12 protein-coding genes are annotated in these 17,039 nt (G+C 65.7%); 3 read left to right on the top strand and 9 right to left on the bottom strand.

The window, feature by feature from the left end:
• Nucleotides 1–9 precede the first annotated feature (9 nt).
• Genes ABC347_RS05635 through ABC347_RS05625 form a run of 3 tightly spaced genes read right to left on the bottom strand, consistent with a single transcriptional unit; the run spans nucleotide 10 to nucleotide 2,533 of the window.
• On the bottom strand, nucleotides 10–882 hold the full coding sequence (locus tag ABC347_RS05635) for a hypothetical protein (RefSeq protein WP_413244757.1): 873 nt from the start codon (nucleotides 880–882) through the stop codon (nucleotides 10–12).
• Nucleotides 882–1,223: an MmcQ/YjbR family DNA-binding protein gene (locus tag ABC347_RS05630; RefSeq protein WP_413244756.1), complete on the bottom strand. Its 342-nt coding sequence runs from the start codon at nucleotides 1,221–1,223 to the stop codon at nucleotides 882–884. Before ABC347_RS05630 ends, ABC347_RS05635 begins: the two co-directional genes overlap by 1 nt.
• Nucleotides 1,220–2,533 (bottom strand): replication-associated recombination protein A, encoded by a 1,314-nt coding sequence (locus tag ABC347_RS05625; RefSeq protein ID WP_413244755.1) that lies wholly within the window; start codon nucleotides 2,531–2,533, stop codon nucleotides 1,220–1,222. The genes ABC347_RS05630 and ABC347_RS05625 overlap by 4 nt, the downstream gene beginning before the upstream one ends.
• A 180-nt stretch (nucleotides 2,534–2,713) precedes the next feature.
• Between ABC347_RS05625 and ABC347_RS05620 the strand changes: the two genes are divergently transcribed.
• Nucleotides 2,714–3,202 (top strand): PadR family transcriptional regulator, encoded by a 489-nt coding sequence (locus ABC347_RS05620; RefSeq protein WP_413244754.1) that lies wholly within the window; start codon nucleotides 2,714–2,716, stop codon nucleotides 3,200–3,202.
• The gene (locus ABC347_RS05615; RefSeq protein ID WP_413244753.1) at nucleotides 3,199–3,492 is read left to right on the top strand and encodes a DUF2218 domain-containing protein; all 294 of its coding nucleotides are present in this window, start codon (nucleotides 3,199–3,201) and stop codon (nucleotides 3,490–3,492) included. Before ABC347_RS05620 ends, ABC347_RS05615 begins: the two co-directional genes overlap by 4 nt.
• An 11-nt stretch (nucleotides 3,493–3,503) precedes the next feature.
• Here ABC347_RS05615 and ABC347_RS05610 read toward each other — a convergent pair whose 3' ends face one another.
• Together ABC347_RS05610 and ABC347_RS05605 are read right to left on the bottom strand one after the other, a co-directional pair.
• Nucleotides 3,504–4,517: an SDR family oxidoreductase gene (locus ABC347_RS05610; RefSeq protein ID WP_413244752.1), complete on the bottom strand. Its 1,014-nt coding sequence runs from the start codon at nucleotides 4,515–4,517 to the stop codon at nucleotides 3,504–3,506.
• 110 nt (nucleotides 4,518–4,627) lie between these two features.
• Nucleotides 4,628–5,806 (bottom strand): glycosyltransferase family 4 protein, encoded by a 1,179-nt coding sequence (locus ABC347_RS05605; protein ID WP_413244751.1) that lies wholly within the window; start codon nucleotides 5,804–5,806, stop codon nucleotides 4,628–4,630.
• 94 nt (nucleotides 5,807–5,900) lie between these two features.
• Between ABC347_RS05605 and ABC347_RS05600 the strand changes: the two genes are divergently transcribed.
• Complete coding sequence (locus tag ABC347_RS05600; RefSeq protein ID WP_413244750.1) at nucleotides 5,901–6,116, top strand: hypervirulence associated TUDOR domain-containing protein; 216 nt, start codon at nucleotides 5,901–5,903, stop codon at nucleotides 6,114–6,116.
• 25 nt (nucleotides 6,117–6,141) lie between these two features.
• On the opposite strand, the gene ABC347_RS05595 is transcribed toward ABC347_RS05600, so the two are convergent.
• The 4 genes from ABC347_RS05595 to rpoB form a co-directional block, all read right to left on the bottom strand.
• Nucleotides 6,142–7,608 carry a hypothetical protein gene (locus tag ABC347_RS05595; protein WP_413244749.1) on the bottom strand — a complete coding sequence of 489 codons (1,467 nt, stop codon included), beginning with the start codon at nucleotides 7,606–7,608 and terminating at the stop codon, nucleotides 6,142–6,144.
• Between the two features lie 289 nt (nucleotides 7,609–7,897).
• The gene (gene rpoC / locus ABC347_RS05590) at nucleotides 7,898–12,175 is read right to left on the bottom strand and encodes a DNA-directed RNA polymerase subunit beta' (RefSeq protein ID WP_413244748.1); all 4,278 of its coding nucleotides are present in this window, start codon (nucleotides 12,173–12,175) and stop codon (nucleotides 7,898–7,900) included.
• Nucleotides 12,172–12,546, bottom strand: a complete 375-nt coding sequence (locus tag ABC347_RS05585; RefSeq protein ID WP_413244747.1) for a hypothetical protein — start codon at nucleotides 12,544–12,546, stop codon at nucleotides 12,172–12,174. Before ABC347_RS05585 ends, rpoC begins: the two co-directional genes overlap by 4 nt.
• Nucleotides 12,546–16,706 (bottom strand): DNA-directed RNA polymerase subunit beta, encoded by a 4,161-nt coding sequence (gene rpoB, locus ABC347_RS05580; protein ID WP_413244746.1) that lies wholly within the window; start codon nucleotides 16,704–16,706, stop codon nucleotides 12,546–12,548. Before rpoB ends, ABC347_RS05585 begins: the two co-directional genes overlap by 1 nt.
• Nucleotides 16,707–17,039 lie beyond the last annotated feature (333 nt).

The raw sequence follows: 17,039 nt of genomic DNA, 5'->3' as shown, positions 1-17,039 counted from the left end.
CTCCATGCGTCAGGTGACGCCGAACGTCCAGCCCTCGGTTCGCGCGATCTCCGGCGTCAGCCCGGCTGGGGACCAGAGCGAAGCATCGGCCGCGGCGTGGCGCAACCAGGCGGCGGTCAGAATCGCATCGGTGCTGTGATCGTCATAGCGGGCCAGTGGTACATGCGCGTCGCTGCCGAGCGCAGCCAGCGCAGTGTCGAGCGTCGAACCATCGCGGATCTTGCTGCGTCCGCGTGGCATGCCGGCGGCGCGAGCCGCCAGTGCGGTGTAGATCTCGACGATCACGGGTCCCTGCGCCGGCACCGGATCGAACGGCCAGACCGGCACCTGACCGGCCAGGCGGTGCAGCACGCGCATGCCGGTAAGGCTCGACTTGCCGACTTGCGCCGCGCCGACGAGGTTGAAGCAGCTGTAGGGCGACAGTCCCATCGCCGCCTGGCCCTCCTCGCATCGGCGCAGGCGGCCGCGGCCGGGCGGATAGGCATCGCCTTGTTCGCGGTGCAGTCGGAAATGGCGGCGCGCTTCCGGCCGGGCGAGGAAGCCCGTGGAGCAGAGCAGGTCGCTCGCCTCGTTCCCGGCCGAATTGACCATCGCCCAAAGCGCGCGTGCATCGGCAGGGCTTGAGGGCCATCCCGGGAAATAAGCGGTCCGATCGGCATACGGCAGCGCGGGCGAGAGATCGAGGCCGACCAGCAGGTTGGCGCCCGCGGCCGCCTGCTGCCGCAGCCAATCGAGGATGTGCCCGCGCGACCAGCCCCCGTCGGGTCGGATCAGCTCAGGCGCGTTGCTTCCGGTTTCGCAGATGGCGACGGCCAGTCCCTTGGGACGGGCGACTGCCTGTCCCGACCAGTCGATGCAGGCGAAGCTCGTGAAATCGCGCATCAGTCTGCGCCGCGCATCCCACGCTGCGCCTTCGATGCCCGGATCGACCAGGCCCGCTCGACAAGCGTCGCGACGCGATCAGGATCGGCGTCGGGCAGCCGCACCAGCACCGCTCCATGGCCCTGATAATGCGGGGTCTGATAGAAGCAGGCGGGGTCGGTTTCGATCAGATGCTCGACCTCGTCGATCGGCAAGAGCAGCACCATCACCGTCCCGCCTTCCTCCGCGCGCAATCGCGTGATCAGCTTGCCGCGGACCTTATGGGCGGGGGTGCCGTAACTCGTGCCTAGGACTACGCCGGGCAGGTCTCGCGCGATGGCGCAGACGTCGTCCCACGTCATCCGCGCCGTTCCGCGCGCAGCGTTTCCCAATAGGCCAGGCGCTCGGCGATCTTCGCCTCGAAACCGCGAGGCGATGGGCGATAATAGTCCTGTGGACGCATCTCTGCGGGCCAGTAATCCTCGCCCGAGAAAGCTTCGTCGCTATCATGATCATAGGCATAGCCCTTGCCGTAGCCGATCTCCTTCATAAGCTTGGTGGGCGCATTCAGGATCGATGGCGGTGGCATCAGCGACCCCGTCTCGCGGGCGGACCGGAACGCCGCCTTCTGCGCGGTATAGGCGGCGTTGGATTTGGGTGCGGTCGCCAGATAGAGACAGGCCTGCACGATCGCGAGTTCGCCTTCGGGCGACCCCAGGAAATCATAGGCGTCCTTAGCGGCCAGGCACTGCACCAGCGCCTGCGGATCGGCCAGGCCGACATCCTCGCTAGCAAAGCGCACCAATCGGCGCAGCACATAGAGCGGCTGTTCGCCGGCAGTCAGCATGCGCGCCAGGTAATAGAGCGCGGCCTGCGGATCGGATCCCCGCAGCGATTTGTGCAGCGCCGAGATCAGGTTGTAATGGCCTTCGCGGTCCTTGTCATAGACGGCGAGCCGGCGGTGGAGCAGGGCGGCAAGCGCCGTGGGATCCAGCACGGTATCGCCCGCGATGGCGAACAGGGTTTCGGCCTGATTCAGCAGGAAGCGGCCATCTCCATCGGCCGAGGCGACGAGTGCGGCGCGGGCATCGGTGGTGAGAGGCAGGGTGCGCGCCTCGATCGATTCGGCCCGCGCCAGCAATTGTTCGAGCGCGGTGGCATCCAGCCTGTTTAGCATGAGCACCTGCGCGCGGCTGAGCAGCGCGGCGTTGAGCTCGAACGACGGGTTCTCGGTAGTTGCGCCGACGAGGATGACCGTGCCGTCTTCGACATAGGGCAGGAAGCCATCCTGCTGCGCGCGATTGAAGCGATGGATCTCGTCCACGAACAACAGGGTTCGGGTGCCAACGCGGGCATGCTCGCGCGCCTCGGCAAAAATCCTCTTGAGATCAGCGACGCCCGAGAACACCGCCGATACCGCAGCAAAGCGCAGTCCAACCGCATCCGCCAGCAATCGCGCGATCGTCGTCTTGCCGGTGCCGGGTGGGCCCCAAAGGATCATCGACGACAGCCGTCCGGCCGCCACCATCCTTCCGATCGCGCCTTCGGGACCAGTCAGATGATGCTGCCCGATCACGGCGTCGAGCAGGGTCGGCCGCAATCGATCCGCCAACGGCGCATCGGCGGCGGGCAGGGCAGCGGCGGGCGCGGCGCTCGCGAAAAGATCGGCCATGAGGCGAATATAGGTCTTGCGGAAATTTCTGCATCCGCCTCTTGCAGGAGCCACATGAAGATATATCTTAGTCCCATCTTAGAAGGAGCTTATATGTTTGGACGTCATCAATCCGGCAATCGCGGTTGCGGGCCTCGCGAGGGGCGCTTTCGCCGCGGGCCGTTCGAGTTTGCGTGGAGTATGGAGCCCGGTGAGCGCGGCGGCGGCGGCCGGCGGCGGATGTTCGATTCGGGCGAATTGCGGCTCGTGCTGCTCAAGCTGATCGCCGATCAGCCGCGCCACGGCTATGATCTGATCCGCGCGATCGAGGAACGGACCGGCGGCGCCTATGCGCCGAGCCCTGGGGTCATCTATCCCACGATCACGCTGCTGGAAGATATGGGGTTGATCGCACCCAAGGCGGACGACACCGCCCGCAAGACCTTCGCGATCACAGCCGACGGAACGAGCCATCTGGCCGACCGCGAGGCGGAGGTAGCGGCGCTCTTTGCCCGGCTCGATGCGCTGGGCGAGCAGCGCGAGCGTACCGATCGTGCCCCTGTCCGCCGCGCGATGCACAACCTGAAATCGGCGCTCCATGATCGCCTGCATCGCGAGACCGACGACGACACCGCGCACGAGATCGCAGCGATCCTCGATGCGGCGGCGCAGAAGATCGAACGGCTGTGAGCACCCGTTATGTCGCCGCCGTGCCTACTGCGCAGGCCAGCCGCTACCTGCAGCAGCTTTGCAAGCATTGGAGCCACAAGTTCGATGTGGCTTTCGATGCCGATCATGGCACCGTGCCGCTGCCGGGCGCGCTGCTGACCCTAGCAGCGGAGGACGGAACGCTCGCCATCGCGTTGGACGTCGAGGACCCGGCCGTCGGTGATCAGATGAAACGCGTTGTCGCCGAACATCTCGATCGGTTCGCGTTCCGCGAAGCACCGCTTCCGTTCCACTGGCGCACAGTCGAATAAGTCCTAGCGGCTCAGGGGTTGCCGTGACCGCCGTGGGCGCCGACCGCGGTGCCGGTGCTGAAGCTGGCGTCGTCGGCGGCCAGCATCACGAACAGCGAGGCGAGCTCGGCAGGCTGGCCGGCACGGCCGAGCGGCGTATCCTGCCCGAACTCGCCGAGCTTGCCGGGCAATTGGCCGCCTGCCACCTGCAAGGGTGTCCAGATCGGCCCCGGGGCCACCATGTTGACGCGGATGCCTTTCTTGGCGAGCTGCTTGGCCAAGCCCTTGGTGAAAATCAGGATCGATCCCTTGGTGGCGGCATAGTCGAGCAGTTCCTCGCCCGGATCGTAGGAATTGACCGATCCGGTGTTGATGATCACCGAACCCGGCGGCATGTGCGGGATCGCCGCCTTGCTGATCCGGAACGGCGCGAAGATGTTGGTCTCGAAGGTGCGGACCAGCTGCTCGTCGCTGATCTCGCTGATGTCGGCCTTGCTTTGCTGGTAGGCGGCATTGTTCACGAGAATATCGAGCCCGCCCAGCCGCTTGACCGCATCGGCGACCAGCTTGCGGCAGGCGCCTTCGGTACGAATATCGGCGGGCAGGGCGACGGCCTTGCGCCCGGCCTGCTCGATCAGCGCCACCACCTCGCGCGCGTCGGGCTCTTCGCTAGGATAGTAGTTGATCGCGACATCTGCGCCTTCGCGCGCATACGCGATCGCGGCGGCGCGCCCGATGCCACTGTCGCCGCCGGTCAGCAGCGCCTTGCGGCCAGCCAGCCGGCCCGATCCGCGGTAGCTGCTTTCACCATGATCCGGCCGCGGCGTCATCTTGCTGGCGAGCGCGGGCCAGGGCTGGCGCTGCTCGGGGAAGGGCTGGTTCGTGTATTTGGCGCGCGGATCACGCAGCACGGCTGCGCCGCCTGTTGCGGCTTGCCCCGCCTGACCCTGTACCGCACCCTGCGCGCGTGCGCCCGCTGCCGTCATCGCGAGGCCGAGCGCCGCGCCACCGATCACCATGCGCCGTGAAGTGCCGTCGTCCGCCATCTGTCATCATCCCGCCAATATGCCTGCGCTGAACAGGCGAGGCCGAGCGGTGTTCCTGCACGGGCGGCGAAACGATTGATTTCGCTGGAAAGGACTGACGCCGCCGGCGATCAGCCGAACGGTCCCCGTGGCGGCCTTCCGCCACCATCGCGCTGGCGGATGATACGGAAATAGGCGTCGACGAGCTGCTGGTTCACCTGATCCCAACCATAGCGTTCGGCAGCCGCGAACCCGGCTTCGCCCGCCGCCGCCCGCGCCCCGGGATCGGTCGCATAGGCAGCCAAGGCGTTGGCATAGGCTTCGATCGCACCCGGCCGCACCAGCTTTCCGGTGAGGCCGTCCTGCACCAGGCTGGCGCTGCCCGTGGCGCGTGCGGCGACCACCGGCAGCGCGCATGCCATCGCCTCCAGCGTGACATTGCCGAACGTCTCGGTGACCGACGGATTGAAGAAGATATCCATCGAAGCGACCGCGCGGCCGAGATCGGCGCCGCCCTGGAACCCGGCGAACACCGCCCGTGGCAACCGGCGTTCGAACCATGCCCGCGCCGGCCCGTCGCCAACGATCAGCACCCGGTGGCGCACGCCGCGGCGCTCCAGCAGGTCGATCGCGTCGGAATAGACGTCCAGCCCCTTTTCCATCACCAACCGGCCGACGAAGCCGATCGCCACCTCGTCATCCGCGATGCCGAGCGAGCGCCGCCATTCGAGACTGCGCCGATCATGCGCGAAGATCTCGCGGTCCACGCCGCGCGTCCAGATGCCGACGTCATAGCTCATGCGCTGGTCGCGCAGCAGTTGTGCCATCGATTCCGACGGCGCGAAGATCGCGTCGCAACGCCGATAGAAACGGCGCAATCCGGCCTCGATCAGCGGTTCCAGAAAGGTCAGCCCGTAATAGCGCGGATAGGTCTCGAACCGGGTGTGAACCGAGGCGACGACCGGCAGGTTGCGTCGCCGGGCAAGTGAGACCGCGCGGTGGCCCAGTATCTCCGGGCTGGCGACGTGGATGATGTTCGGCGCGAACTCGCGGATATCCTTGTGCACCCGCGGCGGGATGAACAGCGGCGCGCGATATTCGCTGCGGCCGGGAAAGGGGATCGCCGGAATGTTGATGACCTTGCCGACCGATGGAAAGGCCGGGGTATCGGTGCGGGGCGAGTAAATGCGCACCGCGGCGCCTTGCTTCAGCAGATAACCGACCAGCCTGTTGAGCGCCTGGTTGGCGCCATCGCGGACATAGTTGTAGTTGCCGGTGAAGAGCCCGACGCGAAGCTGGGAGACGTCCATCGGGCGCAGATAGTGTCATGCCCGTAAAAAGGCCAACCGGAACGGTGTCCGCGATCGCCGCGTTTGGGCGGGCGATCTCTGACAGGAGCGCGGCGTGGCGAACAGTTTTAGAAAGGGGCAATCGGTCAGCTGGAAGTTCGGATCCGGCACCGCACATGGCAAGGTGGCGGAACGATTCGATCGGCGCGTGCAGCGGACGATCAAGGGATCGAAGATCGTAAAGAACGGCACGACCGACAATCCGGCCTATCTGATTGAGCAGGATGATGGCGGCCGCGCGCTGAAGCGGGGAAGCGAACTCAGCGCCTGACTGCGGCCGCCGTGGGGGGGCACCGTCAGAAGTGGATGCCGACTGCCGCGTTGTAGGTCAGGTCGCCGCTACGGGTGCTCAGCGCCGCACCGGCCTTCAGCACCGGGGTGTTAGGGCCGGCAAAGGCCTTCGACAGGCCGAGCGCCATCGCGACATCGCTGCCACGCCCGCCAACGCTGGCGCCGACCATCCCCTGACCCGGCACGATGGATTGCGGCAGCCCGGCGATCGCAGCACCGCTGGCGACGCCAGCATCGATCCGCCCGCGCATCCGTCGATCGAGTGCGGCCACCATCGTATCGGTATAGGCCTGGCCGGCCTGCAGCGTGCGCCCCGCCATCAGATCGGTATAGCCGGCCGCGCCTGCGAGCCCCGACTGGAGCTGGCCGACGGTTGCGGCATCATTGCTTGCCACCCCCGCAGCGACGCCCGTCAACCGACGATCGCCACCGGTGCCGGTGAACGCGACGGCTGTGCCGCCGGTCTGTGCCCCGATCGCGATCGGGGCGGACGAGCCTGCCTGATTGATCAGCGCGGCGGTGGCGCCAGCCTGCGCCTCGACCGCTCCGATCCGGCCATCGTGCGCAGCGATCTGTGCGGTATGCTGCGTCGTGCGCGTGTCGAGGTTCGCGATCGCGGTGGTGTGAGTGGAGAGGGTGGCATCATGCGCCGTCACCCGGGTATCGAGATCGGTAAGCGCGGCGGCATCGGCGTCGAGCCGTACCGAGACTGTGGCAAGCGCCGTATCATGGCCATCGACCCGGCCGCCGAGCACTGCGACACCGGCCTGAACGTCGCTCACCACATCGCCGATTGCAGCGACACTGTCTGAAAGCCCGCCGACCTGAGCCGAGATTCCGGCGAGATCGGCATCGATCGCCACGAGGCGGCCGTCATGTCCGGCGACCCGATCTGCCAGATCGCCCACCGCAGTGGTGGTCGCGGTGACGGTGCCGCCAAGTGCTGCGACGTCGGCGGCAATCGCCACCGTCGCGCCCGCCTGCGCATCGAGACGCGCGTCGCGGCCGATGCCGGCTGCCACCTCCGCTTCGATGCGGCCCGTGAGGATGGTCGCTGCGGCGGCCTGGGCATCGACCCGGCCGGTGACGGTCGCCAGAGTGGTCGCCTGCCCGCCGACCTGCGCAGCGAGGGCTGCCGTATCGGCCTGCTGGGCATCGACCCGCGTGGCCAGTGCCGCGCTGGCACCGACCTGCGCATCGATCCGCGCATCGATCGCGACGAGCGCGGCCGCGTCGACATCGAGCCGCGTCTCGACGGTGGCCAGCCGCGCCGCATTGACGGTGACATCGGCATCCAGCGCCAGCAGCGCGGCTTCGTTGATGTCGAGCCGCCCGGACAGGATCGAGACCTCTCCGATCAACCCGGGCAGATCGACGACCTGCGACTGGGCGGGGCGCACGCCCCAGATGAGAGCGGCTGTCGCAGCGGAGATCAGCAGCGGATAGCGAATGGCGGACGCGGACACAGACATGGACAAACCCCCCGGCGCCCCATGCGCCGTTGGGACAGGGTTTAACCGGCGGCCCGCGAAGGCCTGGTTCGTGCCCCGATCAGTTGGAATTGCAGGATATTCGCACAGCGTATCAGGGGCGGTCTGGCGAGCCCCGGGCCCGCCGCGCGTCCGAGATTAAGCGCGCGTCGGTCGGTAGGATCACGTAGCTTGCGTGAATTCCGCATCGACTGGACCCGCGCCGAAACGAACAAGGCCGCCGCATCCCGGAAGATGCGGCGGCCCCGTGTCGTGCCGATCGGCTGATCGATCAGCTGTTCAGATAATCACCGGCATCCGCGTCGGTGCCGTGACCCGAAGGCACGACCTCGGCCAGCGGATCATCGCCGGTGCCGCCGGCATCGCGCGCGGAGCGGGCGAGTTCGGCGTCATGCTCTTCCTTGGCGGAATTGGGCGCCGCAATCGCCGCTGCGAACGAACGCTGCTGCGCGCGCAGCGCCGCATCGCGCGACGTGGCGGTGACGCGCAGCCGGTTCATGCCGGCGCCGGTGCCCGCCGGGATCAGGCGGCCGACGATGACATTCTCCTTGAGCCCGTCGAGCGAGTCGATCTTGCCCTGCACCGATGCCTCGGTCAGCACGCGCGTCGTTTCCTGGAACGACGCCGCCGAGATGAAGCTGCGGGTCTGCAAGCTCGCCTTGGTGATGCCCAGCAGGATCGGCTTGCCTTCCGCCAGCGTCTTGCCCTCGGCGGCCAGCTTCTCGTTCGCCTCGTCCATCTCGATGCGGTCGATCTGCTCGCCCGGCAGGAAAGTGCTGTCGCCCGCGACCGTGATCTCGACCTTCTGCAGCATCTGACGAACGATCGTCTCGATGTGCTTGTCGTTGATCTTCACGCCCTGCAGTCGGTACACTTCCTGAATTTCCGACACGAGATATTCGGCGAGCGGCTCGATGCCGAGCACTTCCAGAATGTCGTGCGGATCCGGGCTGCCGCCGATCAGGTTGTCGCCGCGCTTCACATAGTCGCCTTCCTGAACATCGATCACCTTGGACTTGGGGATCAGATATTCGATCGGCTCCGATCCGTCTTCCGGACGGATCATGATCTTGCGCTTGGCCTTGTAGTCCTTGCCGAACTCGACACGACCCGAGACCTTGGCGATGATCGCATTCTCCTTGGGCTTGCGCGCTTCGAACAGCTCCGCCACCCGCGGCAGACCGCCGGTGATGTCGCGGGTCTTGGCGGACTCGCGGGAGACACGGGCGAGCACCTCGCCGGCCGAAACGGTCTGACCGTCCTCGACCGAGAGCACCGCGCCCGGCGCCAGCATGTAGCGCGCGGCCTCGCCCGAATTGTCGTCGAGCAGCGTCAGGCGCGGGCGGAGATCTTCCTTGCGCGCCGTCGCCCGATACTCGGTGACGATCTTCTGGGCGATGCCGGTGGCCTCGTCCGTGGTTTCGGTCAGCGTCTGGTTGTCGACCAGATCCTGATACTTCACCGTGCCGCCGGTTTCCGTGATCACCGGCATGGTGAACGGATCCCACTCCGCGATGCGATCGCCCTTCGACACGATATGGCCGTCGTCGAACAGCAGATGCGCGCCGTAGGGCAGGCGGTGCGTCGCGCGCTCGCGGCCGTCGAGATCGACGATCGCGACTTCGCCCGAACGCGACAGCAGCACGCGGCGGCCACGCGGATCGACGATGATGCGCAGATCGCGATATTCCAGCCGGCCGTCGGCGACCGCCTCGAGGTTCGACTGCTCGTTGAGCTGCGCCGCGCCGCCGATGTGGAAGGTCCGCATCGTCAGCTGGGTGCCGGGCTCACCAATCGACTGCGCCGCGATCACGCCGACTGCCTCGCCGATGTTGACCGGGGTGCCGCGGGCGAGGTCACGCCCGTAGCAGGCCGCGCAGACGCCGCCCTTGGACTCGCAGACCAGCGGGCTGCGGATCTTCACGCCCTGCGTGCCGATCGCCTCGATCTTCGCGATCATCGCCTCGTCGAGCAGCGTGCCCTCGGGAACGAGGACCTCGTTGTTCTTCGTGTCGACGATGTCTTCGGCCGTGGTGCGGCCCAGGATGCGCTCGCCCAGCGACGCGATGACCGAACCGCCCTGTACGATCGCCTTCATGTCCAGCGCGCGCTCGGTGCCGCAGTCGAGTTCGACCACGACGCAATCCTGCGACACATCGACCAGACGGCGGGTGAGATAGCCCGAGTTGGCGGTCTTCAACGCCGTATCCGCGAGGCCCTTGCGGGCGCCGTGGGTGGAGTTGAAATATTCGAGGACGGTCAGGCCTTCCTTAAAGTTCGAGATGATCGGCGTCTCGATGATCTCGCCCGAAGGCTTGGCCATCAGGCCGCGCATGCCCGCCAGCTGCTTGATCTGAGCGGCCGAACCGCGGGCACCCGAATGCGCCATCATGTAGATCGCGTTGATCGGCTTCTCGCGACCGGTGTCGGCGTCCTTCTTGACCGCCTGGATCTCCTTCATCATCGATCCGGCGACCTGATCGCCGCAGCGCGACCAGGCATCGATCACCTTGTTGTACTTTTCCTGCTGGGTGATCAGGCCGTCCTGATACTGCTGCTCGTAATCCTTCACGAGCGCGCGCGTCTCCTCGACCTTCGCCTCCTTGTCGGCCGGGATGATCATGTCATCCTTGCCGAACGAGATGCCGGCCTGGAACGCGTGGCGGAAGCCCAGCGCCATGATGGCGTCGGCGAACAGCACGGTCTCCTTCTGGCCAGTGTGGCGATAGACCTCGTCGATCACGTCGCCCACGTCCTTCTTGGTCAGCAGGCGGTTGACGGTCTCGAACGGTACCTTGTGGCTCTTGGGCAGCGTCTCGCCGAGCAGCATGCGGCCCGGGGTCGTCTCGTAACGCTTCATCGTGGTGACGCCGGCCTCGTCGACCTGCGGCACGCGGCTGATGATCTTGGTGTGCAGCGTCACCGCCTTGGCGTTGAGCGCCTGATGCACTTCCGACATGTCGGCGATCATCATGCCCTCGCCGGGCTCGCCTTCCTTCATCATCGACAGATAATAGAGGCCCAGCACCATGTCCTGCGACGGCACGATGATCGGCTTGCCGTTCGCGGGCGAGAGGATGTTGTTGGTCGACATCATCAGCACGCGCGCTTCCAGCTGCGCCTCGAGGCTCAGCGGAACGTGGACAGCCATCTGATCACCGTCGAAGTCGGCGTTGAATGCCGAGCAGACGAGCGGGTGGAGCTGGATCGCCTTGCCCTCGATCAGCACCGGCTCGAACGCCTGGATCCCCAGGCGGTGGAGCGTCGGCGCGCGGTTCAGCAGCACGGGATGCTCGCGGATCACTTCGTCGAGGATGTCCCAGACTTCCTTGCGCTCCTTCTCGACCCACTTCTTGGCCTGCTTCAGCGTCATCGACAGGCCCTTGGCGTCGAGCCGGGCGTAGATGAACGGCTTGAACAGCTCGAGCGCCATCTTCTTCGGCAGGCCGCACTGGTGGAGCTTCAGCTCGGGACCGGTTACGATCACCGAACGACCCGAATAGTCGACGCGCTTGCCGAGCAGGTTCTGGCGGAAGCGGCCCTGCTTGCCCTTCAGCATGTCGCTGAGCGACTTCAGCGGACGCTTGTTGGCACCCGTGATCGTGCGACCGCGGCGGCCGTTATCGAACAGCGCATCGACCAATTCCTGCAGCATGCGCTTTTCGTTGCGCACGATGATGTCCGGCGCACGCAGCTCCATGAGGCGCTTGAGGCGGTTGTTACGGTTGATCACGCGGCGATACAGATCGTTCAGATCCGAGGTCGCGAAGCGGCCGCCATCCAGCGGCACCAGCGGGCGCAGCTCGGGCGGGATCACGGGGACGACCTCGAGGATCATCCATTCCGGGCGGTTACCCGACTCCAGGAAGCTCTCGACGACCTTCAGCCGCTTGATGATCTTCTTGGGCTTCAGCTCGGACTTGGTGACCGCCAGCTCTTCGAGCAGCTGGGTCTTCTCGCCTTCGAGATCCAGCTCCTCCAGCATGCGGCGCACGGCTTCCGCGCCGATGCCGGCCGAGAAGGCGTCCTCGCCATACTCGTCCTGCGCCTCGAGCAGTTCGTCCTCGGTCAGCAACTGATACTTCTCGAGCGGGGTCAGGCCGGGCTCGATCACGATGTAGCTCTCGAAATACAGCACGCGCTCGAGCTGCTTGAGCTGCATGTCGAGCAGCAGGCCGATGCGGCTCGGCAGCGACTTCAGGAACCAGATGTGCGCGACCGGGGCGGCGAGCTCGATATGGCCCATCCGCTCGCGGCGAACCTTCGAGACGGTGACCTCGACGCCGCACTTCTCGCAGACGATGCCCTTGTACTTCATGCGCTTGTACTTGCCGCACAGGCACTCGTAATCCTTGATCGGACCGAAGATGCGCGCGCAGAACAGGCCGTCACGCTCGGGCTTGAACGTTCGATAGTTGATCGTCTCGGGCTTCTTGATCTCGCCAAACGACCAGCTGCGGATGCGCTCGGGAGAGGCGATGCCGATCTGGATCTGGTCGAACGTCTCCGGCTTGGCGACCGGGTTCGCGAAATTGGTCAGTTCGTTCATTTTTTGTCTCCGTCGCCAATCAGGCGAGTAGCGCAAGAATTAACCTGGTCGAGCGTTTCGCGCAGCTTCAGCTTTTGGGCGGCCTTGTCAGGATTCTGGACGTGACGCCGGAGATCCGACATTCCAGCCAAGAATTCTGACTGAACCTTGTCGGGGCCCTTTCCCAACGTCGAGCCTTCATTACGAGCCGATCGTAGGTAGGTCTGCGCCATTGCGCCCATCTGACTTGGCCCGTGACCAGATGCTTTCAGGAAAGCGTCGGCAAACACGAGACTAACCGCACACTTCATTGAAGCGTCGTAACGCTGCTCATTTGCAGCCGTGCTTTCGACTGCAAGCAGCGACAGCGCGGGTAGAGCAATGCCCAACATCACTCCGCCGCGATCGCCACGCCGTCGTCGTCGTCTTCGATGCTCTTGAGCTCGACGTTGAGGCCGAGCGAGCGCATCTCCTTGACGAGCACGTTGAAGCTCTCGGGAATGCCGGCCTCGAACGTGTCGTCACCCTTGACGATCGCCTCGTAGACCTTGGTGCGGCCGACCACGTCGTCGGACTTCACGGTCAGCATCTCCTGCAGCGTGTAGGCGGCGCCGTACGCCTGCAGCGCCCACACCTCCATCTCGCCGAAGCGCTGGCCGCCGAACTGGGCCTTGCCGCCCAGTGGCTGCTGGGTGACCAGGCTGTACGGCCCGATCGAGCGCGCGTGGATCTTGTCGTCCACCAGATGGTGCAGCTTCAGCATGTAGATGTAGCCGACCGTGACCTTGCGATCGAACTGATCGCCGGTGCGCCCGTCGAACAGTTCCACCTGGCCCGACGTGTCGAGCCCGGCCAGTTCCAGCATCGCCGAAACGTCCGCCTCGCGCGCGCCGTCGAACACTGGTGTCGCCATGGGCACGCCGTCCTTCAGCAGGCCGGCCATCTCCACGACATGATCGGCGGAAAGCCCGTCGATCTCGGCGTGATACTGATCACCATAGACCTTCTTCAGGCTGTCCACGACCGCCGACGGCGCAGCGCCGCCCTTGGCGTTCGGGTTCGCTTCGCGCCACGCTTCCAGCGCCTCGGTCACCTGCTGGCCCAGGCCGCGCGCGGCCCAGCCAAGATGGGTCTCGAAGATCTGGCCGACGTTCATGCGGCTCGGCACGCCCAGCGGGTTCAGCACGATATCGACCGGCGTCCCGTCGGCGAGGAACGGCATGTCCTCGTTCGGCAGGATGCGGCTGATCACGCCCTTGTTGCCATGGCGGCCGGCCATCTTGTCGCCCGGCTGCAGCTTGCGCTTCACCGCGACAAACACCTTGACCATCTTGAGCACGCCCGGCGGCAGCTCGTCACCGCGCTGCAGCTTCTCGACGCGGTCGTCGAAGCGCGCCTTGATGGTCTGCGCGGCCTCGTCATACTGCGCCTTGACCGCCTCGAGGTCCGACTGGCGGGCGTCATCCGCGACCGCGAACTTCCACCATTCGTGGCGCTCGACCGTGGTCAGCACCTCCTCGTCGATGGTCACGCCCTTCTTCACGCCCTTCGGCGCTGCGGTCGCGACCTGGCCGACCAGCATCTCCTTGACCCGGCCCCATGTGGCGCGGTTCAGGATCGCACGCTCGTCCTCGGCGTCCTTCTTCAGGCGGTCGATCTCCTCACGCTCGATCGCCATCGCGCGCTCGTCCTTGTCGATACCGTGGCGGTTGAACACGCGCACGTCGACGATGGTACCCGACACGCCCGGCGGCAGGCGCAGCGAGGTATCGCGCACGTCCGACGCCTTTTCGCCGAAGATGGCGCGGAGGAGCTTTTCCTCCGGCGTCATCGGGCTTTCGCCCTTCGGCGTGATCTTGCCGCACAGGATGTCGCCCGGCTCGACCTCGGCCCCGATATAAACGATGCCCGCCTCGTCGAGGTTGCGCAGCGCTTCCTCGCCGACGTTCGGGATGTCGCGAGTGATATCCTCCGGCCCGAGCTTGGTGTCGCGGGCCATCACCTCGAACTCGTCGATGTGGATCGACGTGAACACGTCGTCCTTCACGATCCGCTCGGAGATCAGGATCGAGTCCTCATAGTTGTAGCCGTTCCACGGCATGAACGCGACGAGGACGTTACGGCCGAGCGCGAGCTCGCCGAACTGGGTCGAGGGGCCATCGGCGATGATGTCGCCGGCGCTGACCTGATCGCCTACCTTCACCAGCGGGCGCTGATTGATGCAGGTCGACTGGTTGGAGCGCTGGAACTTCATCAGCGTGTAGATGTCCACGCCCGACTTGCCCGCCTCAACCCGATCCGTCGCGCGGATCACGATGCGGGTGGCATCCACCTGATCGACCACGCCCGAACGCTTGGCAGCGATCGCCGCGCCGGAATCGCGCGCGACGGTCTCTTCCATGCCGGTGCCCACGAACGGCGCTTCGGCCTTGACCAGCGGCACCGCCTGGCGCTGCATGTTCGAGCCCATCAGCGCGCGGTTGGCGTCGTCATTCTCCAGGAACGGGATGAGCGAAGCCGCGACCGACACCAGCTGCTTGGGGCTGACGTCCATCAACGTGATATGGTCGCGCGGCGCGATCAGGAATTCGCCCGCCTCGCGTGAGGAGACGAGCTCCTCCACGAAGCCCTTGTTCTCGTCGAGTTCGGCATTGGCCTGCGCGATCGTGTGCTTGGCCTCCTCCATCGCCGACAGGTAGACGACCTCGTCGGTGACCTTGTGATCGACGACCTTGCGGTACGGCGTCTCGATGAAGCCATATTTGTTGACCCGGCTGAACGAGGCCAGCGAGTTGATCAGACCGATGTTCGGGCCTTCCGGCGTCTCGATCGGGCAGATGCGGCCATAATGGGTCGGGTGGACGTCGCGGACCTCGAAGCCCGCGCGCTCGCGGGTGAGGCCGCCCGGCCCGAGCGCCGAGACGCGACGCTTGTGCGTCACTTCGGACAGCGGGTTGGTCTGGTCCATGAACTGCGACAGCTGCGACGAACCGAAGAATTCACGCACCGCGGCGACCGCGGGCTTCGCGTTGATCAGATCGTTCGGCATCACAGTCGACACGTCGACCGACGACATACGCTCCTTCACGGCGCGCTCCATGCGGAGCAGGCCGACGCGATACTGGTTCTCCAGCAGCTCGCCGACCGAACGCACGCGGCGATTGCCGAGATTGTCGATGTCGTCGATCTCGCCCTTGCCGTCCTTCAGGTTCACCAGCGTCTTGACGACTTCGAGGATATCCTCGGCGCGCAGCGTGGTGACGGTATCCTCGACATCGAGGTCGAGGCGCATGTTAAGCTTCACGCGGCCGACGGCCGAGAGATCATAGCGCTCCGGATCGAAGAACAGGCCGCCGAACAGCGACTCCGCGGTTTCCTTCGTCGGCGGCTCGCCGGGGCGCATGACGCGGTAGATCTCGCTGAGCGCATGATCGCGCTCCTCGACCTTGTCCGCCTTCAGCGTGTTGCGGATCCACGGGCCGGTCGAGACATGATCGATGTCGAGCAGCTCGAGCTTCTCGATGCCGGCGGCGTCGAGCTTCTCGAGATTCTCCGGCGACACCTCGTCGCCCGCCTCGATGTAGATGCGGCCGGTCAACTCGTCGATCAGGTCGTACGCGGAATAGCGGCCGAAGATCTCCTCGGTCGGGATCAGCAGCGTGGTCAGCCCGTCCTTGCCGGCCTTGTTGGCGGCGCGGGGGCTGATCTTGGTGCCGGCCGGGAACACGACTTCGCCGGTGTCGCCATTGACGACATCGAACGAAGGCTTCTGGCCGCGCCAGTTCTCCGGCAGATAGGGCACCTTCCAGCCGCCTTCGCCGCGCACATAGGTGGCGGTCTTGTAGAACTGGTTTAGGATATCCTCGCCGTTCAGGCCCAGCGCATAGAGCAGGGTGGTGACGGGCAGCTTACGCTTGCGATCGATGCGGACGTTGACGATGTCCTTGGCATCGAACTCGAAATCGAGCCACGAGCCACGGTACGGGATCACGCGTGCGGCGAACAGATACTTGCCCGACGCATGGGTCTTGCCGCGGTCATGATCGAACAGCACGCCGGGCGAGCGGTGCATCTGGCTGACGATGACGCGTTCGGTGCCGTTGATGAAGAAGGTGCCGTTGCCCGTCATGAGCGGCATGTCGCCCATGTAGACGTCCTGCTCCTTGATATCGAGCACCGAGCGGGTTTCCGTATCGGGATCCACCTCGAACACGATCAGGCGCAGCGTGACGCGCATCGGCGCCGCATAGGTGATCCCGCGCTGGCGGCATTCCTCGACGTCGTACTTCGGATCCTCAAGCTCGTACTGGACGAAATCCAGCTCGGCCGTGCCCGCGAAATCGCGGATCGGGAACACGCTGCGCAGCGTCTTCTCCAAGCCCGAGACATAGCCGATCGACGGATCGGAACGCAGGAACTGCTCGTAGCTCTCGCGCTGCACCTCGATCAGGTTCGGCATCTGCACCACTTCGTGGATATTGCCGAACATCTTGCGGATGCGCTTCTTCGAGGTCGCCGGTGCGCTTTCGCCCGGAACTGCCTTGGTCGCCATGAATTATCCTCGCGTCCATCAAAACCAACCGCCTCGCAGCGGGATCGCGGCCGATTCGCAGGATTGCTCCCACGAAAAAAAGTGCGGGTCCGGGCCATCGGAACCGCACTGCCTGCGTCTTGGTAGGCCCTGTTCCTCCCCCCATCCGTCGCGGCCCGTGCGCAACGCAGGCCGTGTCCCGGGAGACGATCAGGGGGCTCCCGATCGACCATCGGGACAAGGGGAGCCTGAAATCTCGTGTGACGGCGATATAGGCCGGCTTTGTAGGAAAGGGAAGGGGCTGTGCAGAAGGGCGGGTTGACCGGCCGCCGCCGCCGCGGCCAGCATCGCGGC

Origin of the sequence: Sphingomonas canaveralia (genome assembly GCF_047238125.1) — a bacterium.
GTDB lineage: Bacteria > Pseudomonadota > Alphaproteobacteria > Sphingomonadales > Sphingomonadaceae > JBDFMH01.
The sequence above is the reverse complement of the archived record's forward strand: the minus strand, read 5'-3'. Positions and strand labels throughout refer to the sequence as shown.

Bases quoted from the DNA above. Each gene is read 5' to 3' on its own strand.
- rpoB (WP_413244746.1), bottom strand. From the start codon at position 16,706: ATGGCGACCAAGGCAGTTCCGGGCGAAAGCGCACCGGCGACCTCGAAG.
- ABC347_RS05605 (WP_413244751.1), bottom strand. From the start codon at position 5,806: ATGGACGTCTCCCAGCTTCGCGTCGGGCTCTTCACCGGCAACTACAAC.
- ABC347_RS05630 (WP_413244756.1), bottom strand. From the start codon at position 1,223: ATGACGTGGGACGACGTCTGCGCCATCGCGCGAGACCTGCCCGGCGTA.
- rpoC (WP_413244748.1), bottom strand. From the start codon at position 12,175: ATGAACGAACTGACCAATTTCGCGAACCCGGTCGCCAAGCCGGAGACG.
- ABC347_RS05595 (WP_413244749.1), bottom strand. From the start codon at position 7,608: ATGTCTGTGTCCGCGTCCGCCATTCGCTATCCGCTGCTGATCTCCGCT.
- ABC347_RS05620 (WP_413244754.1), top strand. From the start codon at position 2,714: ATGGAGCCCGGTGAGCGCGGCGGCGGCGGCCGGCGGCGGATGTTCGAT.
- ABC347_RS05635 (WP_413244757.1), bottom strand. From the start codon at position 882: ATGCGCGATTTCACGAGCTTCGCCTGCATCGACTGGTCGGGACAGGCA.
- ABC347_RS05625 (WP_413244755.1), bottom strand. From the start codon at position 2,533: ATGGCCGATCTTTTCGCGAGCGCCGCGCCCGCCGCTGCCCTGCCCGCC.
- ABC347_RS05585 (WP_413244747.1), bottom strand. From the start codon at position 12,546: ATGTTGGGCATTGCTCTACCCGCGCTGTCGCTGCTTGCAGTCGAAAGC.
- ABC347_RS05610 (WP_413244752.1), bottom strand. From the start codon at position 4,517: ATGGCGGACGACGGCACTTCACGGCGCATGGTGATCGGTGGCGCGGCG.